This window comes from Edaphobacter sp. FHG110511_03 (genome assembly GCF_059115365.1).
Genome location: NZ_JBZYWL010000001.1, coordinates 486,066 through 510,637 on the forward strand (window position 1 = coordinate 486,066; position 24,572 = coordinate 510,637).

The 24,572-nt window shown below is 58.2% G+C and carries 20 protein-coding genes; 8 read left to right on the forward strand and 12 right to left on the reverse strand.

Annotated features, from left to right (window positions below; genetic code table 11):
* Position 1: 1 nt before the first annotated feature.
* The 3 genes from AC5S26_RS01880 to AC5S26_RS01890 all read right to left on the reverse strand — a co-directional run bounded on the left by AC5S26_RS01880 (position 2) and on the right by AC5S26_RS01890 (position 2,281).
* Complete coding sequence (locus tag AC5S26_RS01880; RefSeq protein ID WP_494183150.1) at positions 2-367, reverse strand: energy transducer TonB; 366 nt, start codon at positions 365-367, stop codon at positions 2-4.
* A gap of 170 nt (positions 368-537) precedes the next feature.
* Entirely contained in the window at positions 538-921 is a 384-nt protein-coding gene (locus AC5S26_RS01885) for a cupin domain-containing protein (protein WP_494183151.1), read from the reverse strand.
* 40 nt (positions 922-961) lie between these two features.
* Positions 962-2,281, reverse strand: a complete 1,320-nt coding sequence (locus tag AC5S26_RS01890; RefSeq protein ID WP_494183152.1) for a Y-family DNA polymerase — start codon at positions 2,279-2,281, stop codon at positions 962-964.
* 110 nt (positions 2,282-2,391) lie between these two features.
* On the opposite strand from AC5S26_RS01890, the gene AC5S26_RS01895 reads away from it, so the two are divergent.
* Complete coding sequence (locus AC5S26_RS01895) at positions 2,392-3,441, forward strand: glycoside hydrolase family 43 protein (protein WP_494183153.1); 1,050 nt, start codon at positions 2,392-2,394, stop codon at positions 3,439-3,441.
* Between the two features lie 60 nt (positions 3,442-3,501).
* Positions 3,502-5,133 (forward strand): acyl-CoA carboxylase subunit beta, encoded by a 1,632-nt coding sequence (locus AC5S26_RS01900; protein WP_494183154.1) that lies wholly within the window; start codon positions 3,502-3,504, stop codon positions 5,131-5,133.
* A 38-nt stretch (positions 5,134-5,171) separates the two neighbouring features.
* Here AC5S26_RS01900 and AC5S26_RS01905 read toward each other — a convergent pair whose 3' ends face one another.
* On the reverse strand, positions 5,172-5,711 hold the full coding sequence (locus tag AC5S26_RS01905) for a PEP-CTERM sorting domain-containing protein (RefSeq protein WP_494183155.1): 540 nt from the start codon (positions 5,709-5,711) through the stop codon (positions 5,172-5,174).
* Between the two features lie 172 nt (positions 5,712-5,883).
* Here AC5S26_RS01905 and AC5S26_RS01910 point away from each other — a divergent pair, with 172 nt between their 5' ends.
* Both AC5S26_RS01910 and AC5S26_RS01915 read left to right on the forward strand, forming a co-directional pair.
* Positions 5,884-6,237: a cupin domain-containing protein gene (locus tag AC5S26_RS01910; RefSeq protein ID WP_494183156.1), complete on the forward strand. Its 354-nt coding sequence runs from the start codon at positions 5,884-5,886 to the stop codon at positions 6,235-6,237.
* A 332-nt stretch (positions 6,238-6,569) separates the two neighbouring features.
* On the forward strand, positions 6,570-10,025 hold the full coding sequence (locus tag AC5S26_RS01915) for a TonB-dependent receptor (RefSeq protein ID WP_494183157.1): 3,456 nt from the start codon (positions 6,570-6,572) through the stop codon (positions 10,023-10,025).
* 76 nt (positions 10,026-10,101) lie between these two features.
* Here the strand turns inward: AC5S26_RS01915 and AC5S26_RS01920 are convergent, their stop codons facing one another.
* Together AC5S26_RS01920 and AC5S26_RS01925 are read right to left on the reverse strand one after the other, a co-directional pair.
* Positions 10,102-10,488, reverse strand: coding sequence for a carboxypeptidase-like regulatory domain-containing protein (locus AC5S26_RS01920; RefSeq protein ID WP_494183158.1), 387 nt, complete (start codon positions 10,486-10,488; stop codon positions 10,102-10,104).
* A 36-nt stretch (positions 10,489-10,524) separates the two neighbouring features.
* Entirely contained in the window at positions 10,525-11,052 is a 528-nt protein-coding gene (locus tag AC5S26_RS01925; RefSeq protein WP_494183159.1) for a hypothetical protein, read from the reverse strand.
* On the opposite strand from AC5S26_RS01925, the gene AC5S26_RS01930 reads away from it, so the two are divergent.
* The 4 genes from AC5S26_RS01930 (at position 11,033) to AC5S26_RS01945 (ending at position 16,061) form a co-directional block, all read left to right on the forward strand.
* Complete coding sequence (locus AC5S26_RS01930; protein ID WP_494183160.1) at positions 11,033-11,857, forward strand: rhomboid family intramembrane serine protease; 825 nt, start codon at positions 11,033-11,035, stop codon at positions 11,855-11,857. The two genes, AC5S26_RS01925 and AC5S26_RS01930, sit on opposite strands and share 20 nt — an antisense overlap.
* A 202-nt stretch (positions 11,858-12,059) precedes the next feature.
* Positions 12,060-13,448: a hypothetical protein gene (locus tag AC5S26_RS01935; RefSeq protein WP_494183161.1), complete on the forward strand. Its 1,389-nt coding sequence runs from the start codon at positions 12,060-12,062 to the stop codon at positions 13,446-13,448.
* Positions 13,449-13,596: 148 nt separating this feature from the next.
* A complete protein-coding gene (locus AC5S26_RS01940) occupies positions 13,597-14,550 on the forward strand; it encodes an aldo/keto reductase (RefSeq protein ID WP_494183162.1) in 954 nt (317 codons plus the stop codon).
* Positions 14,551-14,702: 152 nt separating this feature from the next.
* Complete coding sequence (locus tag AC5S26_RS01945; protein WP_494183163.1) at positions 14,703-16,061, forward strand: tannase/feruloyl esterase family alpha/beta hydrolase; 1,359 nt, start codon at positions 14,703-14,705, stop codon at positions 16,059-16,061.
* Between the two features lie 42 nt (positions 16,062-16,103).
* Here AC5S26_RS01945 and aspS read toward each other — a convergent pair whose 3' ends face one another.
* The 6 genes from aspS to hisS form a co-directional block, all read right to left on the reverse strand.
* Positions 16,104-17,927: an aspartate--tRNA ligase gene (gene aspS, locus AC5S26_RS01950; protein WP_494183164.1), complete on the reverse strand. Its 1,824-nt coding sequence runs from the start codon at positions 17,925-17,927 to the stop codon at positions 16,104-16,106.
* A 129-nt stretch (positions 17,928-18,056) separates the two neighbouring features.
* Positions 18,057-20,735 carry an ABC transporter permease gene (locus AC5S26_RS01955; protein ID WP_494183165.1) on the reverse strand — a complete coding sequence of 893 codons (2,679 nt, stop codon included), beginning with the start codon at positions 20,733-20,735 and terminating at the stop codon, positions 18,057-18,059.
* Between the two features lie 2 nt (positions 20,736-20,737).
* Positions 20,738-21,067, reverse strand: a complete 330-nt coding sequence (locus AC5S26_RS01960; RefSeq protein ID WP_494183166.1) for a PadR family transcriptional regulator — start codon at positions 21,065-21,067, stop codon at positions 20,738-20,740.
* Between the two features lie 151 nt (positions 21,068-21,218).
* Positions 21,219-22,097, reverse strand: a complete 879-nt coding sequence (locus tag AC5S26_RS01965; RefSeq protein WP_494183167.1) for a hypothetical protein — start codon at positions 22,095-22,097, stop codon at positions 21,219-21,221.
* A 198-nt stretch (positions 22,098-22,295) separates the two neighbouring features.
* The gene (locus AC5S26_RS01970) at positions 22,296-23,237 is read right to left on the reverse strand and encodes a PIG-L deacetylase family protein (protein ID WP_494183168.1); all 942 of its coding nucleotides are present in this window, start codon (positions 23,235-23,237) and stop codon (positions 22,296-22,298) included.
* A 23-nt stretch (positions 23,238-23,260) separates the two neighbouring features.
* On the reverse strand, positions 23,261-24,553 hold the full coding sequence (gene hisS / locus AC5S26_RS01975; protein ID WP_494183169.1) for a histidine--tRNA ligase: 1,293 nt from the start codon (positions 24,551-24,553) through the stop codon (positions 23,261-23,263).
* Between the last annotated feature and the right edge of the window lie 19 nt (positions 24,554-24,572).

Sequence of the window (24,572 nt, forward strand, 5' to 3'; positions counted from 1 at the left end):
GTTATCTTGTGTGACAGGGATGTTTTACAAAAGGAACGCGGATTGTCGTACTGAAGCGTTCAACAACTCCGTTACGGGTTAGAGGTCGATATTTCCATTGCTTCACCGCGTCGATTGCGGCTCCCGTGAGCATTGGATTACCACTGACCACCTTTATTTTTGTGACAGATCCATCCGATTCAATTTCTATCTGAAGGATCACAGTTCCTGTTATGCAAACGGTCGGACACACTGGCGCCACATAAGCAATACGGTTCGCTTCCGCAAACGCAGGATCTACACGAGGAGCTGTGATTGTGACTTGTGCGCTCGAACTCGCAGCAGCTATGAAAAATGAAGACGCGATCGAGAGCAGAAAAGAACGCATAATTTTATTTAGTAATCTATTCACCTCATCCTACATATAGTCGACACCATACTGCACCGGATCTGGGTGAAGGCGATGGGGTGGGGCACATTCGCGGGCGGTAAGTATTCCGGCGAAGTGCGGGGTGGTCGTCTCCGGATCATGTTCACGACAAGGGCTGAAGCCGTGCCTTAAGGAGATGGATAAGAAATTTCTTCCACTGGCGCAGGAAGCGCCTCGCTCCGTGTACCGACTCGCTCGAACGTGAGATTGACCGAGCGTTCGCCGACTGGTCTGGTGCGATGACGAACGCCTCGATTGACAGTGATCATGTGCCCGGGGAGGAGCTCGATCGTTCGGTCATCAAAATCAATGAAGAGGCCACCTTCCAACGACAGGAAACTCTCATCGGAATCGGGATGAGAGTGCCAATGGTAAGGCTCGGTCATTGTGCTTATGCGGATTTCATGATCATTGACGCTGGCGATGGAATGGTTGTCGTAGTTTCCCGCCGATGCTGATTCAGCAGAAAGTTTGATGACTTCGAAGGAAGAATTATGCACTTGTCGCTCCATGCCTGGCCTTGTTTCGGGTACGTCGATTGGATGATTCGTATTACATGTAGTCGACACCATACTGGACGGGGATCTGCGTAAACGCGATGCGTGTTGGCGCACTCTCGCGGGCGGGGAGCATTCCGGCGAAGTGCAGGGTGGTGTGACCGTACTTGAGGTTGAGCTTGTCCATGGTGGCGGAGAGCTGGGTGCGATTGTCGGGATCGCCGAAGAGGTCTTCCTGATGCTCGTCTTCGGGGATGAGATCGCGAAGGGTGACGCCGACGAAGAAGGGGCGGCGGAACTCCTCGCCCTGGGGACGGCGCGCCCACATGCCACGAAGTGCCCCGAGCAAGGTGAGGGTGTCCTGGCACTGCTGGAAGCGCGCCTCCATGCCCCATCCTGACTGCTTGATTCCGCTGAAGTGGCGTTTGGATTTCATGCGCTCCGCCTGCTCTTTTGTGAGCTGGTAGCGGATGGTGATGGACATGGAGCCGGTGTAGAACTTCTCCATGCGTAGGCGCATCGCGGCCTTGTGGAGCAGCTTGTTGGCGACTGCCCAGGAGCCCTCTTCGTTGCGGAACTCCGGAGCCATGACGTGGGAGTGTCCGAGCGACTTCTGCACGCCGTTCGAGACGGGGGCTCCGTCGTCTCCGGTTTCGGCGCCGCGCAGCCAATGGTAAAGGCGGTCGCCCCATACGCTGTCCCACAGCTTGTGCATGCCGTTTCGGTCGAGCGCGAGGAGTTGCTCCATGGTGGTGATGCCTTGGGCGTTGAGGCGGACTTCGGTGCGCGCACCTACGCCGGGGAGATCGCGAAGTTCGAGATGAGCGATGGCGCGTGGGAGCTGCGACGGCAGAAGCCCGATGAGGCCGTCAGGCTTTTGCATGTCGCTGGCGATCTTGGCGAGATAGCGGTTGGGCGCCATGCCGATGGAGCAGCGGAGGGCCTCACCGACATTTTTGTAGATGGACTGCTTGATCTCGAGCGCGATCTTGCGGGCACGGGGCGGCTCCTGCTCGCGGCCGATGAGCTGACAGCACATCTCATCGATGGAAGGCGTGTGCGCGACGGGGCAGCAGAGTTCGACAGCTTCGGCGATGGCCTTGGAGTACTTTGCGTACTCGGTGTGGCTTCCTTCGATGAGGATGATGCCGGGGCACATCTTCTTTGCCTCGCCCACCTGTGTGCCTGTCTTGACTTTGAATGCTTTTGCCTCGTAGCTGGCGGCGATGCAGCAGGTGGTATCGGCCATCGTTGGCACGACGGCGAGAGGTTTACCGCGATACTCCGGATGCAGCTGCTGCTCGACCGAGGCGAAGAAGGAGTTCAGGTCGATGTGCAGGAAGGTGAAGCAGTCGGGATGGAGGGCTGGAGGCATTTTGGGCTTTGAGAGATGTGCCGCTGGGCCGATTATATTCGCTGTATCTTCGCTCGCGAATGGAAAAGGATTTATCGTTGCATGTGAATCATAAAGGTGGAGAGAAGAGGATGAAGCGAATCGGGTTGTTGTGTCTTTTGGTGATGACTGTTGCCGGGTTGCGGGCACAAGGTACATCGTCGTCATCGGAAGAGATGCTGCTGCCGCAGATGCCGCTGCACGATCCGTACATCCTCCCCTATGCTCCGCGTAAGACGTATTACCTGTACACCTCCAATGTTCCCTCGCTAACGGGAGTGAAGCGTGTGGGGACGATGGCGTATACGAGCAAGGATCTGAAGCACTGGACCCGCCCCAAGGTGGTGTTCACGGTCCCCGAGAACTTCTGGGCGGAGCAGGGTGGCTGGGCTCCTGAGGTGCATGCGTACAAAGGCAAATACTATCTGCTGACGACGCTGCACAACGACAGAAAGCCTCTGCCGCAGCCACTGCCGGTGGGCCATGAAACGTACATGCGCGGAACCATCATTGCTGTGGCTGATTCTCCTGATGGCCCGTTTGTGCCGGTAAAGGCAGACGGCCCGATTCCTCCGGCGGATTTCATGACACTGGATGGAACGCTGTATATCGACCGCAGCGGTAAGCCATGGATGGTTTATGCGCACGAGTGGCTGCAGGTGACGGACGGAACGATGGAGGCGGTGCCGCTGAAGGAGGACCTGACCTCCGCGGACGGAGCGCCGATCTCGCTCTTCAAGGCCTCGGACGCTCCATGGATCGATGAGCAGGCGAAGCCGACGACCTCGGCTTCGCGCTACGTCACGGACGGTCCGGAGCTGTATCGCACGAAGGATGGCCACCTGCTGATGCTGTGGTCCAGCTACGAACATCTCAGCGACAAGACTCCGGGGAGCCACTACGTGCAGACGGTGGCGCGTTCGCAGTCGGGAGAGCTGAAGGGACCGTGGGTGCAGCTTGCACCGCTGGTGCGACAAGATAGCGGGCACGGCATGCTCTTCCGCACCTTCGAGGGGCAGTTGATGATGGTGCTGCACAGGCCGTTCAAGGGAGCCCGTGGAAAGCTGTACGAGATGCGGGACGCGAGCGATCACCTGGAGGTGGTGCGGGAGCGGAGTGACCTGGATGGAGATCTTCCATAAAAGGCAGAGCGCGCCTGCTCACTGCTAAAATCGCTGCCTATGGCCGCAGTGGAACAACCCATGACATCGCACAAGAAACCGACGGCACAGCAAGTGCGTCTGGCTGAGCTGGCAGCGCGACATGCCATCGCCGAAGAGGGCGGAGGGCCGGAGCGACGGGCTCGCGAGAACAAGTCCGGCAAGTTATCCGCGCGCGAGCGGGTGGAGCTGCTGCTCGATGAAGGAACGTTTGAGGAGACGGACAAGTTTGTTACGCACCGCGCGTCGGAGTTCGGCATGGACTCACAGCGGGTTCCAGGGGATGGATTCGTAACCGGGCATGGACGCATCGATGGCCGCGTGGTGTTTGTCTTCGCGCAGGACTTCACCGTCTTCGGCGGGTCGTTGTCGGAGGCTAACGCGGCGAAGATTGTGAAGATCATGGACATGGCCGTGAAGGTGGGCGCGCCGGTGATCGGGCTGAACGATTCAGGCGGAGCACGGATTCAAGAAGGCGTGCTCTCGCTGGCGGGATACACAGATATCTTTCTGCGCAATACGCTAGCGAGCGGTGTGGTGCCGCAGATCTCGGCGGTGCTGGGACCCTGTGCGGGAGGCGCGGTTTATTCGCCGGCGATTACGGACTTCACGTTGATGACTGAGAAGACGAGCTACATGTTCGTGACCGGGCCTGACGTTATCAAGACCGTGCTGCACGAGGATGTGACCAAGGACGCGCTGGGTGGAGCGCATACGCACAACGAGATCTCCGGTGTTGCTCACTTCATGGCTCATGACGACCGGGAGTGCATGGCGATGATTCGCGAGCTGGTGGGATTTATCCCGTCGAACAATCTCGATGACCCTCCTCGTCGCGCGACCAGCGATGATCCAGCGAGGGCAGATGCGGCTCTGGACACGATGATCCCGGAGGAGAGCAACCAGCCCTACGACATGGTGGACGTGATTGCGCGCATCGTCGATGACGGCTATCTGTTCCAGGTGCAGGAGCACTTCGCGCGCAATCTGGTCGTCGGCTTTGCGCGTATGAATGGGAGGCCGGTGGGCGTAGTCGCGAACCAGCCTGCTGTGCTTGCGGGTGTGCTGGATATCGATGCGTCGGTCAAAGGGGCGCGGTTTGTGCGGTTCTGCGATGCTTTCAACATTCCACTGATCACGTTTGAAGACGTGCCAGGGTTTATGCCTGGAACGCGGCAGGAGCACGGAGGAATTATTCGCCATGGCGCAAAGCTTCTGTATGCCTTCGCCGAGGCGACTGTGCCGAAGCTGACGGTCATTACACGGAAGGCTTACGGCGGGGCTTACTGCGTGATGAGCTCCAAGCACCTGCGGACCGATGTGAACCTGGCGTGGCCGACGGCGGAGATTGCGGTGATGGGTCCGGAGGGCGCGGTCAATATCGTATACAAGCGCGAGCTGGATGCGGTGGTGCGGCGGGCAGAGGCGGTGATGCCGCAAGGTGTGTCTCTCTCTGAGGAGCAGAAGCTGGAGGTTCTGGCGGAGGCTCGTTCGGCGAAGGTGGAGGAGTTTCGCGAGCGGTTTGCGAACCCGTATATTGCCGCCGAACGCGGCTATATCGATGCGGTGATTCGCCCCAGCGAGACGCGCCGGCGATTGAACACGGCGCTCGATATGCTGGCGACAAAGCGAGAGAAGAATCCTCCCAAGAAGCACGGCAATATTCCATTGTGAGCTTGCTGCTTCGTCGAGGCTGATGATTTTTCCATTCATCAGACGTGGGCTGCGAGGCGTCTGCGTCGCAGATCGACCAAGAGATACAAGGCCCCTGTTGCGACGAGTGCAATGGTGGCGGGCTCGGGTACGGGAGAATCGGATTGGTCCGGATCGATGGACATTGAAAAGCTGGTTCCAAGGCCGATAAAACCATACTGTCCGGGAATGAATGAAATCTGACCGTTCGCGACGGTGAAGAAAGGGCTGTCGAGCAGATATTCGCCCCCCATATTCGGATCCAAAGCGGAGTTCACATAGAAGTAGCGAGAGTCCCCGAGGTCCTCGAACGATACGGTGGCGGGAATGACAGTTCCGGCAGGCGGATAAGGGGTAAATCCGTAGAGAACCGTCAAAGGGACGTTGCTAAAGGAAAAGCTATTCCCCGAGAGAAAATCGGGAGTAGAAGGCGAGGGGATTGAAAAAGTAGCACCTTCTTGCCCTGAGACGCCAGCGCCAGTGATGTAAAAGGTATCGGCCCTCGCGATGAAGCTTGCGGCAGCGAGAAGAAGCAAGGAAAAGACTTTGGAGAAGCGCATCAGGAGTCCCTTCAAAAAAGGAGGCAAAGATAGCATGCACACGAAGGATGTTCTAACGCGGAGAAGATGTCAAGACGAGATGCGGAGCATTTTTTTTTGCGAACGTTATTAAGAGCGCTAACAATTTTGTGACTTCCTGCCCCGGAAGAATGGGTTGTGTCATGGTAGAGAAATGCCCGCCAAGGTAATCTCTACTGCGAACGCCGAACATTACACATGGGGAGCCAACTGCGACGGCTGGTATCTTGTGCGCACGCCTGAGCTGAACATCATCGAAGAGCTGATGCCGCCGGGAACCAGCGAGACGCGCCACCATCATGCGCATGCGCGGCAGTTTTTCTTTGTGCTTGAGGGCGAGCTGACGATGGAGATCGAGCATCACGATTTCACGGTGCGGGCAGGCGAGGGGATTGAGATCGCTCCGGGACAGGCGCACCAGGCGATGAACACAAGCGCTGCCCCGGTGCGGATTATTGTGACCAGTCAGCCACCAAGTCATAGCGATCGCATCGACGATAAGGCGTGAACTGTCGTTCAAGAATCAACTACGGTATACCAATTACGGTCAAGGGTATTCATCCCTCGTTTCTTATAGTTAGTCACAAAAACTTCGACGTTCATCACATTTTTATATTGACCCACGGTAAATAAGACTGTAGGTTCTCCTGCATATCTAAAGCTTCACCGGCGTTGACAGCTTCATCGACCGGTCCCACAGACACAACGGATGTGCGTCTGAACGCCCCCACGTGTCTCTAGCCGGGACCTTGCTTCGCACTGCAATCGGACGCACGAATTGCAGCGATTGTTCTTCACACATCCGCACAAGAATGCTTTTTTCTGAGAGGTCACACGAAAATGATCACAACCTCAGTGGTATTGTTCAGGCGATTTTCGACAATCGTTTGTCTGCTTCTGTTTACCTTCCTGGCTGTGCTTCCGATTGCTCGCGCGCAGGAGACGACGGGCGCGGTTGAAGGTACGGTCAAGGATAAAACCGGAGCTTCCATCACAGGCGCCAACGTAACCATCAGCGGAGACAAGCTGATCGGCATTAAGGCGATCTCGACCGACAAAAGCGGTTACTATCGCTTCGACAATCTTCCTCCTGGAACCTACGCGATTCGGGCAAGCGCCCCGGGGTTCACCGAGCTCAAGCGCGATGGCCTGGTGATTCAGACGGGCCGTATTCCGACGGTTGATCTTCCACTGTCTATCGGCTCAGAGCAAACCATCATAGAGATCAGCGCAGAAACACCTGTGATTGATGTGACGTCGTCGCGTCAGCAGACAACGATCAGCAAAGATGAGATCGATTATGCTCCTCGCGGCCGGTCCTTCCAATCGGCGATTGCTTTTGCTCCCGGTGCGCGTCTTGAGCCGCTGCAGGGTGGGTATCAGATCGATGGCGGCGCTACGGCTGAGAATTCTTATCTGATCAATGGCATGGAGACCGGCAGCATGGTCACCGGCAAGTCGGCCGCAAACGCTCCGTTCGAATTTGTTCAGGAGGTTCAGGTAAAGACCGGCGGCATTGAGGCTGAGAACGGCGGTGCGTTGGGTGGTGTCGTCAATGTTATCGGCAAACGTGGTGGCAATACCTGGCATGGCAACGTCTGGATGTACTACGAAGGCGACCCCATGGACTCCAGCTATGCCATCACGCCACTGAGTCAATATGACAGTGGAGCGACACACCAGGGCAATTTCCTTCGCTCCGATCCACAGGGGACTTATTCCACTCCAAACAGGCAGGATTACGCTGCCCAGTTCTACACGCCACAGAAGGATCACTTCCGTTATCTTCAACCCGGCTTCGATGCAGGCGGATATCTGAAGAAGGACCGCCTTTGGCTTTGGGTTTCCTCTTCGCCATTGATCCAAACGGTGCGTCGCACAGTCAATTTCACGAATCCCTCTTGCGCGGCTTCAGGCTGCCCCGGCGTTCGTCAGTTCAATTACAGCGAACAAACCTACTTCACTGCTGCTCGCGTTGACCTTAAGGTCAGCGAAAAGATTCGTCTCTACGGTGGATGGCAGTATGCGTTTGACCGTACGACCGGCAGCAACAACGTAGCTGGTAGTAATTTCCCCACTCCCGACTCGATCTACGGCCAGTACAATCCTTCCACGGCAAATCCGATTGACTCCTACCAGGGCGCTATCGGCTCCGTTCAGCCGAACAGTATCTATACTGCCGGCGCCGACATTACGTTGACGTCCAACCTGGTCTCCACCACCCGATTCGGCAACTTCTTCCAGAATTATGCCGATCGTGGCCTCCCTCAAGGTGATCGTTACCTCTGGGTGGGCAATGCCAACGCAACGCAAACTGCTCTTGATCCCACGGCCCCCACTCTCGGTACGGCGAATGCAAACGCCGTGAAATCGAATAACAATTACAACATCAGCCCGAACCTCGGTTATCAGTTCAACGCAAATTCTCGTACCTCGTTCAATGAGGACCTTGCCTTCTTCAAGAAGGGATTCTTCGGGACCCATAATCTGAAGGGCGGCTATCAGCTCACCCACTTCTACGAGAACGTCAATCAGACCTTCACCAACGACCTTGTCCGTCTGACCTATGGCGCAACCTATGGCCCTGGCACGGCGTTGGGTCAAGCCAACTGCGCAGCCATTGCCCAGCAGAACACGGCAAAGGGATGGGCTGCAGGCGGAAACTCCGGTGCCTGCCAAGGCAACTGGGGTTACGTCAACATCCGGGATGGTGTTGAGATCACGGGAAAAGCGAGCAGCAACAACCATGCCTTTTATATTCAGGACTCGTGGCAGATGATGAAGGGCCTCACTGCCAACGTCGGTGTGCGCTTCGAGCACGAGTACCTTCCGTCCTACAACCAGTACCCCTCCGGTATCAACTTCGGGTGGGGCAGCAAGGTCGCCCCTCGTCTCGGTGCCGCATGGGATGTCTTCCAGGACGGCAGATTTAAGCTCAACGCGAGCTATGCGGCCTTCTACGATGTGATGAAGCTCAACCTTGCCATCGGTTCGTTTGGTGGCAATTACTGGCACGATTGCGTCTACGCTCTCGACACGCCGGACTTCTCTGTCGTCAAACCAGTCAAGGATGCAACCGGACACTACTGCCCGGCAGGTGGTGCAGCAGTCGGCGCAAACTTCGCAGGCGGCGCAACGCCGGCAGGTCTGCGTTTCATCGAAAACCAGGACTTCCGTATCCCTTCGAACGATCCCTCACAGGGCGCTGCCGTCGATCCCAGCCTCAAGCCGTATCGAGAGCACGAGGGTGTCGTCGGAGCTGCATACCAGATCACCCGCGACTGGACCTTTGAGTCTCGCTATACCCGCAGACGCCTTGATAAGGCCATTGAGGACGTCGGCTATATCGGTCCGGATGGCGAGGCTTTCATTATTGCCAACCCCGGCTTCGGTACCGATGCAGGTGGAACCACCGCTTCTTGCTCCACTTGCAAACCGCAACCCAAAGCTGAGCGTAACTATGACGCGGTCGAGTTCCGGATTACCAGGGCATCGACCCGGCATTGGTTCGGTCAGTTTGCCTATACCTATAGCAGGTTGCGCGGCAACTATAGCGGTCTTACCAGCACAGACGTCTCCGATGCAGGCGGCGCCCGCGCTAATCCGAACAACAACCGTGCATTTGACGAGCCCCAGTTCCAGTTCGATGCCAATGGCAATCCTTCCAATGGTCTTCTGGCTACGGACCGTCCCAACTCCTTCAAGGGAATTGCGTATTACCGGTTCAGCACCTGGAAGCGCAACGAGCCCACCATCGGTCTGTTCCAGCAGGCGTCTTCGGGTACTCCTCTCAGCACCTTTGCCGACGTCAATGGAGCGACTACCAGTTATCCCGTCTATGTCGTTGGCCGCGGTAAGTGGATTGACATAACCCGCGATGCCGCAAGTGGCGCGTGGGTCTACGGCAATACCTACACTCGTCGCACGCCGTGGTACACACAGTCGGACCTGTCCTTGACCGACTCGTATCGTGTGAGCGACACGCACGAGGCCTGGAGACTTCAATTTGAGGCGCAATTCACCAATCTCCTCAATCAGAAGGCAGCAACTGTCTATCAGTCGCGCGCGAATGCAACTCTTGGTTCGAGCGGAAACTACATCCTGCCTGCTGGGTCGACAGCCGGAAACCCGAATTATGGCGTCCTCGAGAACGGGTACGATTGGAAATCCATCGCCAATAACGGGAACGGACTCTCCACGAGCCGCGGACCCCTCGTACTCAGCAATCTGTATGGTCTTCCCAGCAGCTGGCAATCAGGTCGCGCGATTCGCCTGAAGGTCGGCTTTACCTTCTAACTCTCAACGCATCTCAAAATGAGAACGGGGACTGCTCAATGCAGTCCCCGTTTTTATTTGATGTAGAGGAATTCGACTACTTGTTGTCAATCCTGAGGTCGATGTAGAACTGATTTTTGCTGTCGAAGGAGCTGATGGTTTTTACGGAGCTCTTTGCACCGTCGTGTTCAGCCCAGATCTCGTAGTCCGTGTTCTGCGCCAGCTGTCCGAAGCGGTACTCGCCGCCATCGTTGGCGATAAAGCTCTTCACCGAGCGGCCATCCTTGAGATAGATGACAGCTCCCTTGACCGGTACATTTTCATGGTTGGTCACCTTACCCTGGACTACGCGTTGCACCGGGCCGCGCTGCTGTGCGGCAGCCGGGATTGCGAAGGTTGCGGGTAGTACGGTGAAAACGCAGAACGACGAAAATACCAAGGCGACTTTGCCAATGCGGACCGAAAACCGAGGAAGACCGTTCATCCCTCCAGTATACGGGGGTAATTTTTTCGAGGCGAACTACTCGTCTTCGTCCCCGGGAAGGTGAGAGGATTCTTCCTCGTCGTATCCGGCTTCTTCGACGGGGGCTAGTTCCACGGGGTCCGTGGAGACTACTTCAAGTTCCGCGCCGCATTCGTCACATTGCAGGGTCTCGCCCTGGTCCAATTCATCATCGAGATCGATCGGGTTATCGCATTCGGGACATATCACAGCCATCAGGAGCCTCCGTACGGGGGATGTGTCGCGAGCCAGAATCTTCGTGGAATCGCGGATAGGTCCGCGCGACGCCCCCGCTAATAATTTATCGACTCCCCGTGACGGGGCGTCAAGCATAAGGATGGCCCCAGTTGAGATTTTTACCTTTTCCTGATTTACACAGGCGAAATGGTTGGATTCACCCGTCGGGGTGACATTTGCCGGAATCCGGCCCTTTGCTCTCGATCCCGGCTGGTCCCGGATTCCTGGGCCGATCTCCCACTCCGAGCACGAAGCCGCGCCCTGTGATGAAATAAAGAGACGAATCACGATGCGACGTACCGGCTCCATCCCGCTTGCTCTGCCATCCTTCGGAGGAGCCGTACGCAGGTTGATCCTGCTGAATGTGGGCGCCTTCTTTGGGCTTGCCATTCTCTCCTGGGTTTCACCCTCACTTAACCGGGTTCTTACCGCTCATCTTCTGCTCGAGCCTTCCGCGGTGATTCGGGGAGAGGTGTGGCAGATCTTCACCTACTCGCTTATCAATCCGGGGATCCTGTCGATCGTCTTTGCCATGTTGACGCTGTGGTTTACGGGATCGCTGCTGGAAAGCAGTTACGGAAGCCGGTGGCTGACGGAGTTGTATTGGAGCTCTGTGATCGGCGGAGCGGTGATTGCCTCCGCGGTCTCGTTCACGCACATCTTCGGGCTTCGGCCGGATGCGGTTGCAGTAGGGGTATGGGCGGGCATCTTCGGCCTTCTTGTGGCGATTGCCATGCTTTTCGGCGATCAGGAGTTCCTGCTCTGGTTCGTTATCCGCATCAAGGCAAAGTACCTTGTCGCGATTTATATTCTGATCGCAATCGCGGTGCTGCTGAAAGAAGCGGATAATTTCGGCGCACTGCTGCAGCTATCGGGTGGTCTTGCAGGCTTTCTTTTCGTGCGCTTTGCTCCGCGCCGGGGAATCGCCTTTGGGATGACCGAGCGTCTTTTTGGTGTACGCAATGCTTATTACCGATATAAGCGTCGTCGTGCCGCGCGAAAGTTTGAGGTTTATATGCGCAAACAGAATCGCGAGGTGCACTTCGATAAAGACGGCCGTTACATCGATCCGGACGAGCGACGCGATCCGAACGATAAACGCTGGATGAATTAATTTTTCCGAGCCGCAATTGGTTTGAGGAAGTTTCCTGTTCCTCTATAATTGCGAAAATCAGTTCTGTCCTATCGACAGCCACTCGCAGAGTTCTTCCCGGGTCTTCAGGCAGCAACCTTCTTAAAATAATACTGTCCTTGGCGCATTAACCAGTTCACAATGGCTTCGCAAGAAGGAGTCATCAAGGAGAATCGCCATTTATATGCCACGCAAACTCCCCATGCTGGCCGTTATTGTCTTGTCCGCAGCAACCTTTTCTTTTGGACAAGGCACGTCGAACACGCGCTACACAATTGTGAAGCTCAAAGCGCCTGTAGCCCCTCCTACCACGACCCCCACGGATCCAAGCACTCCCCCTACAACTACCCCCACGGACCCGTCAACGCCACCTACGACGACTCCAACCGATCCCTCTTCTCCTCCAACAACGACCCCGACCGATCCGTCGACTCCGCCCGCATGCAGCACGATGGATCTCGGCTCCGGCGCTAACCTGAATGGCTTCGTCCCCTTCGCGGCAAACAATGCGTGGCGGCAAAATGTCGCCAATGCTCCGGTCGACGGGAACTCCGGTAACCTGGTGAACTTCATTGGAGGTTCCAACCTCTACGCCAACTTTGGTTCGGGAACCTATGCCGGAAATATCATTGGCATCCCGTACACGGTCGTCAGCGGTTCACCCTTCACCACCATCAATTACAACGCCTATGGCGATGAGAGCGACCCGGGCCCCATGCCCATCTCGACCTCAACGCTGATGGAAGGCTCTCCCAACCCTGGCGACGGCGATCGTCACGTACTGGTCCTGGATCGCGACAACTGCTGGCTTTATGAGATCGGCGGCGCGACTCCGCAGGGCGATGGCACGTGGCAGGCAGCAGCAGGAGCTGTCTGGGATATGCTCAACGCCAATGCACGTCCATTCCGATGGACCTCAACCGATGCTGCAGGCCTTCCGGTGTTCCCGGGTCTCGTGCGATACGACGAGGTTGCGGCCGGTCACATCGACCACGCCATCCGTTTCACGCTCCAGCACAGCCGCGCGGCTTTTGTTGCTCCTGCAACGCACTGGGCGGCCAACTCGTCCGATGCGAATGCCGCGCCGATGGGCATGCGCATGAGGCTCAAGGCAAACTATGACATCTCGTCGTTCCCCCCGCAGGCCAAGGTCATCCTTACTGCGCTGAAGAGCTACGGCATGATCATGGCCGATAACGGGAGCAACATGTTCCTTACCGGCGCTCCGGACGATCGCTGGAACAATGATGACCTCAGTTCGTTGAAGCAGGTTCCTGCTTCGGCGTTTGAGGTAATCCAGATGCCGACCGTTACAACGGCAGCAAACGTGGCCCAGGGGGCTGCTCCCAACGTCACCAGCTTTACCGCCGACAACCTCACCGTTTCGGCTGGCACTGCGGTGACGCTGAGCTGGGCCGCCGACAACGCAAGCTACTACGTCGTCTCGCCCGAGGTAGGAGCCGTGCGCGGAAACAGCGCTACGGTTCATCCGACCACGACGACAACCTACACCCTTTACGCAACCAACCAGTTCGACCGAAGCAGCAAGACCATCACCGTCACAGTGCAGTAGCTGTTTCGCCAAGACAACCACACGCAAAGATGCCGTGCGCTCCCTCGAGTGCGCGGCATTTTGCTTTAAGAACAAGCGACAGCGAAAAACGAGATCTCGCATAAACCCTTCCGCGAGCTTTTGCAATCCAATGGTGCAGAGGAGGATCATGCAAACCAGAGTTCTCGGCCATACCGATATTTCCATTGTTCCTCTGGTCTTTGGCTGCAATGTTTTTGGCTGGACAGTCGATGCACCTGGTTCGTTCACCCTGCTCGACGCCTTTGTGGATCGAGGCTTCAACTGTATCGACACTGCGGATGTTTATTCGCGATGGCTGCCGGGCAACAACGGAGGGGAGTCGGAGACAATGCTCGGCGATTGGTTCAAACGCTCGGGCAAGCGCGACAAGGTTGTTCTCGCCACCAAAGTCGGCATGGACATGGGGAATGGCAGGAAGGGGCTGAGCAAGAGATATATTCTCGAAGAGGCTGAAGCTTCCCTCAGGCGCCTGCGGACCGACCGCATCGATCTTTATCAGTCCCACCAGAACGATGAATCCATAGCGATTACGGAGACTCTGGAGGCTTATGAGCAACTTATTCAGCAAGGGAAGGTGCGCGCAATCGGCGCTTCCAACTTCAAAGGAGCGCGCCTGAGCGAAGCCATCGAGTGTGCGCACAAGACCAAGTTGCCGATATACCAAACTCTACAGCCGGAGTACAACCTTTACAGCCGTCAGCAGTACGAGACCAATCTCGCACCGGTCGCGAAGAAATATGGGCTCGGCGTGATTACTTACTTTTCGTTGGCCAGCGGGTTTCTCACCGGCAAGTACAGAAATGAAGAAGATGCAAAGGGAGCGAATCGTGAGTCGCGTGTCCTCAAGTATTTCGATGAGCGGGGCAAAAAGATTCTGAAGGCGCTTAGCGAAATCGCACAGCAAACGGGGGCTCAGACTGCGACGATCTCGTTGGCATGGCTGCTGGCGCAGCCCACCGTGACAGCGCCGATCGCAAGCGCCACCAGCGCGAGACAACTGGAATCGCTCTTTGATGCGGTGGATTTGAAACTGAGTGAAGAGAACCTTAAGAAGCTGACAGACGCAAGCGCCTATTGTTAGTCGTTTCAGGTGCGCCAAGCGGTATAGTTTTCTGCATGACCGAACGATGGTTGCTCGCTGCAATTGCTCTGGCTTTTGTTCCCGTGGCTCATGCACAGTCTTGTGAAAACCTAGCCCGGCAAAAATCGCCAAACGTATCGATCCAGAAGGCCATGTCCGTTCCCGCGGGTGACTTTACCCCGGGTGCAAAGAAGATTTCAAATCTGCCTGCTTTCTGCAGCGTGTCGGCGATCTCAAGGCCAACCGCAGACTCCGAGATTCACATCGAAGTCTGGCTGCCGTCTTCCGGATGGAATGGGAAGTATCTTGCCGTCGGCAGCGGCGGATGGGGTGGTTCCATCGCCTACGATGCGATGGCCGAGGCACTGCGACGTGGTTACGCAACCAGCGCTACCGATGACGGACATGCAGGGTCGAGCGCCAGCTTCATTGTGGGACATCCGGAGAAGTTCGTCGACTTTGCCTATCGGGCCGAGCATGAGATGGCGGTTGAGGCGAAGGCGCTGATCAAGGCCTTCTATGGGCACCCGCAGCGGTATGCGTACTGGGATGGCTGCTCCGGTGGAGGGCGCGAGGGACTTTTGCAGGCTTATCGCTATCCGGAGGAGTTCGACGGTCTCATCGCAGGAGATCCTGCCGATATGCGCCGCAATGCATGGGCGCTTTGGCTGGCAAATGCGACGTTCAAAGACCAGCAGGACTATATTCCTCCGGCAAAGTACGCGATGATTCACCGCGCTGTTCTTGACGCGTGCGATGCGAAGGATGGATTGAAGGATGGTCTGGTCTCTGATCCAGAGAGCTGCCGGGTCGATTTCGCACCGCTGACGTGCAAGGCGGGCGATGCCGCCGATTGTCTTACGCCGAGACAAGTGCATACGGCTGAGATCATTCTCAGTCCATTGAAAGATTCTTCGGGCAACATGCTCTTTCCGCGGCTGGAGCCTGGAACGGAGCTTCGCTGGAGTCGTCTTGCGGGAGGCCCTGAGCCTGCGGAACTCTTCCTCGACCAGTTTCGCTATGTTGTATACCAGGATCCCAACTGGGACTGGCGCAGCTTCGACGTTGATCGTGATGCGGCAAAGGCTAACGCTGTGAACAAGGATGTCGACACGCTCGATCCGCATCTTGATGCGTTCGCAAAGCGCGGCGGAAAGCTGTTGCTGTATCACGGCTGGGCGGATCAACAGGTTGCTCCCGGTTCGACGGTCGAATTCTACAAGTCGCTGCTCAATCTCAACGCGGGACAGGAAGCAGGGTGGGCGAAGCTCTTCATGGTGCCGGGCATGGGGCATTGCTCCGGCGGCGAGGGACCGGACAGCTTCGACAAGATTGGCGCGATGGAAGATTGGGTGGAGAAGGGTACGGCTCCGTCGCGCATCATCGCGGCACACCACGCTGCAGGCAAAATAGATCGCACGCGGCCGCTGTGTGCGTATCCGCAGGTGGCAAGATATAACGGCAGTGGCAGCATCGACGATGCCGCGAACTTCACCTGCACTTCACGTTGACAGCTTCAGCGGCATAACTCTTCGCAAAACAAATGCGACGGTCTAGCTACGCGGTGCGATCTTCAGGTGTAGTTCCTTCATCTGCTGTTCCGTCGCGGGGCTGGGCGCGTCGACCATGAGGTCGATGGCCTTTGCCGTCTTCGGGAAGGCGATGACCTCGCGCAGACTGGAGGCTCCGGCGAGGATCATCACGATGCGGTCGAGGCCGAGGGCGATGCCACCGTGCGGAGGCGTGCCGTACTCGAGCGCATCGAGGAAGAAGCCGAAGCGCTGCTTCGCTTCTTCGTCGCTCATGCCGAGGGAACGGAAGATCTCCGACTGTACGTCCTGTCGGTGGATACGGATCGATCCTGAACCGAGCTCGGTTCCGTTGAGCACGATGTCATAGGCCAATGCGCGAACGGACCCCTTGTCGTTGAAGAGCGCACCTGACTTGATGTCGTCCTCATGGGGCGAGGTGAACGGGTGGTGCGCGGCGTTCCAGGTCTTCGCCTCCTCGTCCCACTCATACATGGGAAAGTCGGTAACCCAGAGGAATTTGTAGTCGGCTGCGGTTCCGGTCTGGGTGAAGAGGCCGTGCTTGTCGGCGAACTTCTGCGCCAGTTGGAGCCGCAGCGCACCGACGCGCTTGTAGATCCACTGCGGATCGTAGTTCCACTTCTCCGGAGTGCCGAGCTTGGGTGTAATGACGACAGCGAGATCATCGGCTCCGACGGCCAGCTTCTGCTCGATGATCGCGGCGAGGGGAGCGAAGGTCTCATTCGTCTTCAGGCGGGTGACGTCGAGCGAGTCGAGGCCGGTTTCGCCAAAGGCCTTGCGAATCTCATCGACCAGACCACGACGCTGGGTTCCGCTTAGACCGCCGGCCTTCGGGATGACGAAGCCGAGCACGGGCAGCTTCTGCTCGACCTTCAACTGCTCGCGTAGCGCAGGAGTCAGCTCGTCTGTCAGCTCGACCATTGCGGGCAGGCGCATGTCGGGCTTGTCGATGCCGTACTGCCGGATGGCGTCGTCGTAGGTCATCTGCACGAAGGGGGCCGTCAGCGAAATTCCGGCCGTCTTGAATGCAGCGGTCAGGAAGCCTTCCACCGTGCGGAAGACCGTCTCCTGCTGCGGGAAGGTCATCTCGAGATCGATCTGGGTGAACTCCGGCTGGCGGTCGGCGCGGAGGTCCTCGTCGCGGAAGCAGCGCGCGACCTGGAAGTAGCGGTCGAAGCCGGAGATCATCAGAATCTGCTTGAAGATCTGCGGCGACTGCGGCAGCGCATAGAAGTCGCCGGGATGCACGCGGCTGGGGACGAGATAGTCGCGGGCGCCTTCAGGGGTTGACCGCGTCATGAAGGGCGTCTCGATCTCGAGGAAGCCGTTGTCGGAGAGATACTCGCGGATGGCACGCGCGACCTTGTGGCGCATCGCGAAGTTGTACTGCATCTGCTCACGACGCAGGTCGAGGTAGCGGTATTTCAGCCGCACCTCTTCGTTGGCGATGGCGTCGTCGGCAGGCGAGAACGGAGGCGTCTTCGCCTCGTTCAGCAGCAGCAGATCCCTGGCAACCACCTCGATGGTGCCGGTGGCCATATTCGGATTCTCAAGGCCAGCGCCGCGACGGCGGACGGTACCCTTGACCGCGACGACGTACTCCGATCGGGCTGCCTCGGCCTTGGCGTGCGCCTCGTCGGAGACCTCTTTATCCAGCACCACCTGGGTAATTCCCGTGCGGTCACGCAGATCGAGAAAGATAAGATTGCCGTGGTCGCGGCGCCGGTTGACCCAGCCCATCAAAACCACGTCCTGTCCGTCCTGCTCCACACGGAGCTCTCCGCACCGATGGGTGCGCTGCAAGTTGCCTAAAAAGTCGAGTGTCACAATCTCTCTATTGTACGGAGGGCGAGGCGGAATCGCTAAATGCGGCGAAACGGGGTAATAAAGCAGTTTCAGATTGACCCACAACCGATCGCCCAAGATGTCCGCTTTGCGGAAAGGTAAAGAGTGAATTCACTCAGCTTTCAGCATTACAACCGGATCGATTCTCACCGCCCGCATTACTGCGGGTAACGAAGCCAGACCGGCGGCCGCCAGCAATACTGTCGTCGGCCCCAATAACATCCCCGGATCCGTGCCCTTCACCCCGTACAACAACGTAGCGACATATCGTACGGAAGCCATCCCCAAGACCAGCCCCGCTACAGCTCCCACTGTGACCATTGCAAACACTCGAGTGGTGACCAGGCGAACAATATTCCCGGCCGCCGCACCAAGAGCAATCCGAATCCCGATCTCCCGCTCCCTCTGCACCACTGAGTAATGCAGTACGCCGTACAGCCCGATCGCCGCCAGCAGCAAAGCCACTGCGGCAAAGAACCCGCCCAGCGTCGCCAGCAGCCGCTCCCGAATCGTCTGATCGGAGATCAGCTCGGTCTGCGTTGTCACCGTGCTCACGCGAAACTCCGGATCGGTCTGCGTCACCGTGCGCCGCAGCATCTCGGCCATCTGCGCAACATCGTCTCTCGACGTCCGCACAGCAATCACCTCCCTGCGCCTTGTCTGAAGTGTGCCTGCGGCCGCTCCTGCGGCGGTCGATAGCTGATGTACCGGCAGATATACCTGCGGCAAAATTCCGTCGCGCACCTTCCAATACATCACGTCCTTTACCACGCCAATCACCTCGTAGTGCACAATCGGCTGCGACTGCGGCGCATCGAAATGGCGCGTCAGCTCGAACGACTGCCCCACCGGACTTCGTCCGCCAAAGAATGTCTTCACGAACGTCTCATTCACCAGGGCAACACTCGGCGTGGCATCCGTATCGCGGAAGTCCCGCCCATCCACCAGCGGAATCCGCATCGTATCCAGCCACCCCGGCGATACCGCCAGAAAGAACGCCAGCGTCTGACTCGGCGCTTCTCCATGCACTGAAATCAACTCGTTCTGCTGGGCCCCGCTCATCAGCGGCCAATTCTCCAGCGCCGTCGACTGCACGCCCGGCACCTGGCGCAGAGCCGCTGCCATCTGGTCCCACTTCACTGCCGGCTGCTCTGTATTTGTGACCGTATCCAGCAACAACAGCCGCTCCGCCACAAACCCCGTCGGCAGCTGTAGTAGTTTCGTCATCGTCACGGCAAACAGCCCCGCCAGAAACAGCACTACAACGCAGAACGCTACCTGCACCGCAACCATTCCCTGCATCCATTGCGTTCTCGCCCCTGGCCCCGCCCCACCCTTCAGCGCGTTAACCGGCTGCACGCTCGACGCCTGAAGTGCAGGCAGCAACCCAAACAGAATCGTCACGCTCATGGCCAGGCCCGCTGAAAACACCACCACACTCCAGTCCGGACCCAGCACCAACCGCGCGGGATTGTCCGGCGGGTTGATCCGCCCCACCACAATCGGAGTCGCCCACCACGCAAACATCAGGCCCAGCGAGGCGGCCATCGCACCCAGCATCGCACTCTCCACCATGACCATGCGCACCAGCCGTGCGCGCCCCGAACCCAGGGACATCCGCAGGGCCAGCTCCCGCGTCCGCGCCGCCGCCTGTCCTGCCATAAGGTTCGCCACATTCGCGCAAGCAATCAGCAGCACCATCCCCACCAGCACGCCCAGTACCGTCAGAGCCTCTCCGTAATCACTCTGCAGTTTTGAAACGCCACCTCCCGCTGGTTTCAACTCCAGTGTCGGATTCGGACCCAGCCCGCTTGTCACGCTTTTTGGGAAGGCCTTCAGGCGTTCCTCTTCCCACCGCTGATACGCCCCGTTCAGCTTGCCTGCCAGCACCGTCGCGTTCACACCCGGCTTCACACGCACAAACACACGCAGCCAAAACTGATTCGTAGCTGGCAGGATTGGCTCCATCCTTGCCGGAGCAAAGATGTCTGTCCTGGTTCCCGGCTCCGTGCCGGTAAACTTCTTCGGCCCCACGCCCACAATTTCGTACAGGTTGTCGCCCATGCGGAAGGTCCGCCCAACCACATTCGGGTCTCGCCCAAACCGCTGGGTCCAATAGTCGTACGAGATCACCGCGTATGGGCTTTTCGTTACGACGCGGTCATCGTCCTCCGTCAGCAACCGCCCCAGAGTTGGCTTCAGACCCAGCATGGAGAAGAGCTCACCGGATACCCATTGCCGGTAGGCCTTCTCCGTCTCCGCATTCGAGCCATAGGTCACATCGATGTGGCTCATCGTCGAAGCCGCCGCCACCTCGGCATCACCCTTCGCCACCTCGCGCGCCCGCTCGAAGAACGGATACGAGTTGGTATCGAACGAACTCGGCAGATATGCCGTGGCCTGCCTCTTGTAGGTCACCGCATACAGGCTCGCCGGATCACTCACGGGCATCGAACGCAAGAACAACGCATCCACCAGGCGAAACGCAGTAACGCAAGCCCCAATCCCGAGCGCGAGCGAAAGCACCGCCGCTGTGGTCGTTACCTTGCGCTTCTTTAGTTGCCGCCATCCAAACACCACATCCGCTCGCAGCGAATCCAGCCACCCCACCACCTGCACCGAGTAACTCTCCTCGCCCCGCCGCAACGTGGATCCAAATGCCCGCCGAGCCTCCATCGGATCACGTCCCTCAGCCACCGCCTCTGCAAGGTGCGCCTCCATCTCCTCGTAAATCTCGCGATTCAGCCGCTCCCCACGAAACACGTTCCGAACCCGAGTCCACATGGACATGACTACACCGTCCTCAGCACAAGGTTCACCGCCGAAGTCACCGTCTGCCACCGCAGCTCCTCTGCTGCAAGCTGCTTCTTACCTGCAGCCGTCAACTCATACACCCGCGCCCGCCGCCCCGTCTCCTTCACCACCCATTCCGCGCGAATCCAGTCGTTCTCTTCCATCCGGTGCAACGCTGGATAGAGCGACCCCTCCTCGGCTCGCAGCACATCTTTCGAAATATCTTTAATCGCGGTCATGATGGCGTACCCATGCAGTCCCGGCCTCCGCGAAAGAATCTTCAGGACCAACAGATCAAGTGAGCCTTGCAGTGCGTCAGGTTTTCTCATACTTAGATGTCTATATATAGACGTCTAAGTAGTTGTGTCAAATCTTTGCGATGACTAAGGCAGAACTTCCTGGGGCACTGGCACGGGTACTTGCCGGCAAGAAAAGGAAACTTTTTCTTTTCCTGTCCGGTGATCCTGGGGTAACTCTCGTTTACCGCGTGGGCTGATTTGTAGGCTGTTGCGGGGCGCCTTGCATGGGAGTCATCACGCTGGCCGATAACGCCGCGGCATTGGGCGTGGGTACCTGGATCATCTGATACGTAGGCACGAGGAAGAGCTGCGGCGCCGGCTCAGAGAGGTTGATGTCGGTCAGCGTAAACGTCTGACTGGCGGAGACGCGCGGGTCAAAGCGTTTGGTGAGGATGTTGACCTGCAGGCGATCGGAGTACCAGAATTCCTTGATCACAGGCTGGGGCTCCTGATTGCCAAAAGCTCCCTTCGGGAAGGTCGTGATTTCGCGGGAGCCGTTGACATTGATGCTCTCCATCACCCGCTCCCCAAGCGACTCTGTTTGCACGTTCGGTGCAGTCGGTGGCACAACTCCATTGGCCGTGCCCCGCTGTGAGCCGCTCGGAGTCGTAGTGTTCTGCTGCGGCCTGCCAGGAATGGCTGCGGCAAGAGCAGCCTGCCTCAGCGGAGCAACCTCACACAGGTGATAGCCCGGGACGCAGGCATAGTACTCGTGCCGCTGTGGGTCGGCGTAGTCGGTCCAGCCAAGGCGCGTGGGACGCTGGTCTCCGTCAGGAGCAAAATTGCGGTGTTCCTCAAACACGTGCCCGGCGCTGTCTCGTGCGATGAAGCGCCGATTTTTGACTGTGCCGACGGTCCCGTCGGGGAGGAGATGAGTCCATTCTGTGACGACGTAAGCACTGAACGGAGCACCGGGAATGGTCGGGATGAACGGACCGACGACGCGCTCGATCGTACCGCCATCGCGGGCGTGCTGCTGGGGACTTTGCGAGTTCTGTGCATTCAGAAGGAGTGACGCTGCGGCAAAGGCAAAGACCACAAAGAGCGCTGGTTTTCGCACGGCAATCTCCAAGGAGCAAATGTCTGGATAAGTAGATTGGAGCCCGGGGCAGAAGTCCAGCCCATATTACTCGCTGGAGTTCGATTTCTCATCGGATTTTCATTTCCGGTGATACGCCGGAGGGCGGCGCTGTTGGCCTTCTCTACCGCCATTCGTCCGTAAAACGGGCTTAGCTTCCAAGCAATGCAAACTGACCCGCTAAATGCGCTCGGCATGAGCGCGGATGTAGTCGTCCAGGGAGTGGTCGGGGCCGATGTAGTGGAACTCCTCTGCGTAGTCGAGCCCGTATTTAGCTCCTACCTGCTTGTCCCGTTCGATAAATGCGGCTTCGATGTAGACGTCTTTCGCTGCGTCCTGCCCGCTGGAGAAGGCAGGGATGCGCATTCCCTTCGCGGCGAGCGAGTCGTTGGTGCTGCGGACCATGTTGGTGATCATCGTCCTGCAGGAGCGGATGTAGGCGATCTTCTGCTTCAGTGTGGGGCCGATGTCGACGACGCGGTTGACCATCTGAGGGCCGCGGGCGAAGTAATACTTCTCGCTGACCGCGTGGACCTTCAGGCCGGCGTCGAATTGCTCCGGAAAGTCGAGGTGGTCGGCCGACATCCAGCAGGCTGCCTCGACGGCCTGCGCGGTGACGTAGTGGTCGGGATTCTCTTCGTAGTGGCCCCAGGGATCGTAGCTGAGGACGGTATCGACCTTCAGAAGGCGGAAGAGGAAGATGAGGCGGACGCGAATCTCCATGCGCGAGATGTCGTCGAGGCCGTGGTTGCGGTAGTGCAGGTCGTAGCGCTTTTTGAGGCCGGCGACCTCGACGAAGTGCGCCGCGTCCTGTTCGTTGGCCAGCACGGTCTCACCCAGGGTCAGGTTGTAGGAGTCCTTCTCGTCGTTGCTGACGCGGATGAAGTAGCCGGTGTAGCCCTCGTTGAGCAGCTTGGCGATGGTGCCCCCGGCGAAGATGGGGCCGTCGTCGAGGTGCGGTGTGATCAACGCGAAGACCTTGCCCTTGGATGGCTGGCCAGAGGTGGCGTGTTCGATCGTGGGCGGAGTGGCTGGCGCAGTCGTCTGCGCCATGCCGGGGTTCTGTGCCGCGGTGCCGAAACCTGCTGCCGCGGCGATCCTGAAAAAATCTCTGCGCACCATCACGCCTCCTTATGCGGTCAGGATCAGGATTTCAGCGCCGAAACCAGACCTTCGCGGGAGACCTTATCCTGTTCGCCTGCTGCGAAGTTCTTGACGGTAAACAGGCCCGAGTTCACTTCGTCCTCGCCTACGATCACCATCTTACGAGCCAGTTTGTCGGCCGCTTCGAAGGACTTTTTGAGACGGAAGTTGCCATCGCCTACTTCGATCGTGAGCCCGGCCTGGCGTAGCTCGCGTGCCAGCTTCAGAGCCGCGGGATTCTGCGCCACTCCCATGGGAGCGATAAAGGCGTCGAGCTTCGTCGCCTGCTGTTCCTCGGCCTGCGCCTGCAGGGTGAGGATCAGCCGGTCCTCGCCGATGGCGAAACCGATTCCCGGGGCTCTGGGGCCGCCCAGCATCTCGCTGAGGCCGTCGTAACGTCCGCCGCCGAGCAGAGCATTCTGAGTGCCGAGGCCGCTGCCGTCGGGAACTGTGAACTCGAAGGTGGTGCGTGTGTAGTAGTCGAGCCCGCGTACCAGCCTGGGGTCGAGATCGTAAGGGACCCCACAGGTGTCGAGAGCTGTCTTTACCTGCTCGAAGTGCGCGCGAGAATCCTCGTCGAGAAAGTCCGCGATCTTTGGCAGTCCTTCGATGATGTTCTGGTCGTTGGCATCCTTGGAGTCAAGGACCCGCAGCGGATTGGTCTCCGCACGCCGTTGATTGTCCTCGCACATCAGGTGCTTCACCGGGGCCAGAGCGTCGCGCAAGGCCACGCTGTACCGCTTTCGATCTTCGGCGGAGCCCACGGAGTTCAACGCCAGACGCCAGCCCTTTACGCCCAGCTCATCCAGCAGGGTCGCGAGCATCTCCAGCACCTCGGCGTCGCGCAGGGCCGAATCCGACCCTGACCAGGGGGGACCGAGAACTTCAGCGCCGATCTGCCAGAACTGCCGGTATCTTCCGCGCTGCGGACGCTCGCGTCGGAACTGCGGTCCGATGTAGAAGAGCTTCTCGAGCATCCCGCTGTCGGCCATGCCGTGCTCGATGTAGGCGCGGACCACTCCAGCGGTATTCTCAGGGCGCAGGGTCAGGCTTTGGCCCTTGTCGCTATCGCCGCGGCCGCGATCTTCCCATGTGTACATCTCTTTCGAGACGATATCGGTCTCTTCGCCCACGCTGCGGCTAAACAGCTCCGTCACTTCAAAGACGGGCGTGCGAATCTCACCAAATCCGTACCGCGCGAAGACCGATCGCGCCGTGGCCTCTACGTAATTCCAAAGAGTGGTGTCCGGGGGGAGGAGGTCTCTGGTTCCGCGTACTGCCTTGATGGTTGCCATTGCCTTTCAGTGTAGCGAA

Bases quoted from the DNA above. Each gene is read 5' to 3' on its own strand.
- AC5S26_RS01915 (WP_494183157.1), top strand. From the start codon at position 6,570: ATGATCACAACCTCAGTGGTATTGTTCAGGCGATTTTCGACAATCGTT.
- AC5S26_RS01970 (WP_494183168.1), bottom strand. From the start codon at position 23,237: ATGGTGCGCAGAGATTTTTTCAGGATCGCCGCGGCAGCAGGTTTCGGC.
- AC5S26_RS01890 (WP_494183152.1), bottom strand. From the start codon at position 2,281: ATGCCTCCAGCCCTCCATCCCGACTGCTTCACCTTCCTGCACATCGAC.
- AC5S26_RS01940 (WP_494183162.1), top strand. From the start codon at position 13,597: ATGCAAACCAGAGTTCTCGGCCATACCGATATTTCCATTGTTCCTCTG.
- AC5S26_RS01960 (WP_494183166.1), bottom strand. From the start codon at position 21,067: ATGAGAAAACCTGACGCACTGCAAGGCTCACTTGATCTGTTGGTCCTG.
- AC5S26_RS01925 (WP_494183159.1), bottom strand. From the start codon at position 11,052: ATGGAGCCGGTACGTCGCATCGTGATTCGTCTCTTTATTTCATCACAG.
- AC5S26_RS01900 (WP_494183154.1), top strand. From the start codon at position 3,502: ATGACATCGCACAAGAAACCGACGGCACAGCAAGTGCGTCTGGCTGAG.
- AC5S26_RS01920 (WP_494183158.1), bottom strand. From the start codon at position 10,488: ATGAACGGTCTTCCTCGGTTTTCGGTCCGCATTGGCAAAGTCGCCTTG.
- AC5S26_RS01930 (WP_494183160.1), top strand. From the start codon at position 11,033: ATGCGACGTACCGGCTCCATCCCGCTTGCTCTGCCATCCTTCGGAGGA.
- AC5S26_RS01955 (WP_494183165.1), bottom strand. From the start codon at position 20,735: ATGTCCATGTGGACTCGGGTTCGGAACGTGTTTCGTGGGGAGCGGCTG.
- AC5S26_RS01880 (WP_494183150.1), bottom strand. From the start codon at position 367: ATGCGTTCTTTTCTGCTCTCGATCGCGTCTTCATTTTTCATAGCTGCT.
- hisS (WP_494183169.1), bottom strand. From the start codon at position 24,553: ATGGCAACCATCAAGGCAGTACGCGGAACCAGAGACCTCCTCCCCCCG.
- AC5S26_RS01945 (WP_494183163.1), top strand. From the start codon at position 14,703: ATGTCCGTTCCCGCGGGTGACTTTACCCCGGGTGCAAAGAAGATTTCA.
- AC5S26_RS01895 (WP_494183153.1), top strand. From the start codon at position 2,392: ATGAAGCGAATCGGGTTGTTGTGTCTTTTGGTGATGACTGTTGCCGGG.
- AC5S26_RS01885 (WP_494183151.1), bottom strand. From the start codon at position 921: ATGGAGCGACAAGTGCATAATTCTTCCTTCGAAGTCATCAAACTTTCT.
- AC5S26_RS01910 (WP_494183156.1), top strand. From the start codon at position 5,884: ATGCCCGCCAAGGTAATCTCTACTGCGAACGCCGAACATTACACATGG.
- AC5S26_RS01905 (WP_494183155.1), bottom strand. From the start codon at position 5,711: ATGCGCTTCTCCAAAGTCTTTTCCTTGCTTCTTCTCGCTGCCGCAAGC.
- AC5S26_RS01935 (WP_494183161.1), top strand. From the start codon at position 12,060: ATGCCACGCAAACTCCCCATGCTGGCCGTTATTGTCTTGTCCGCAGCA.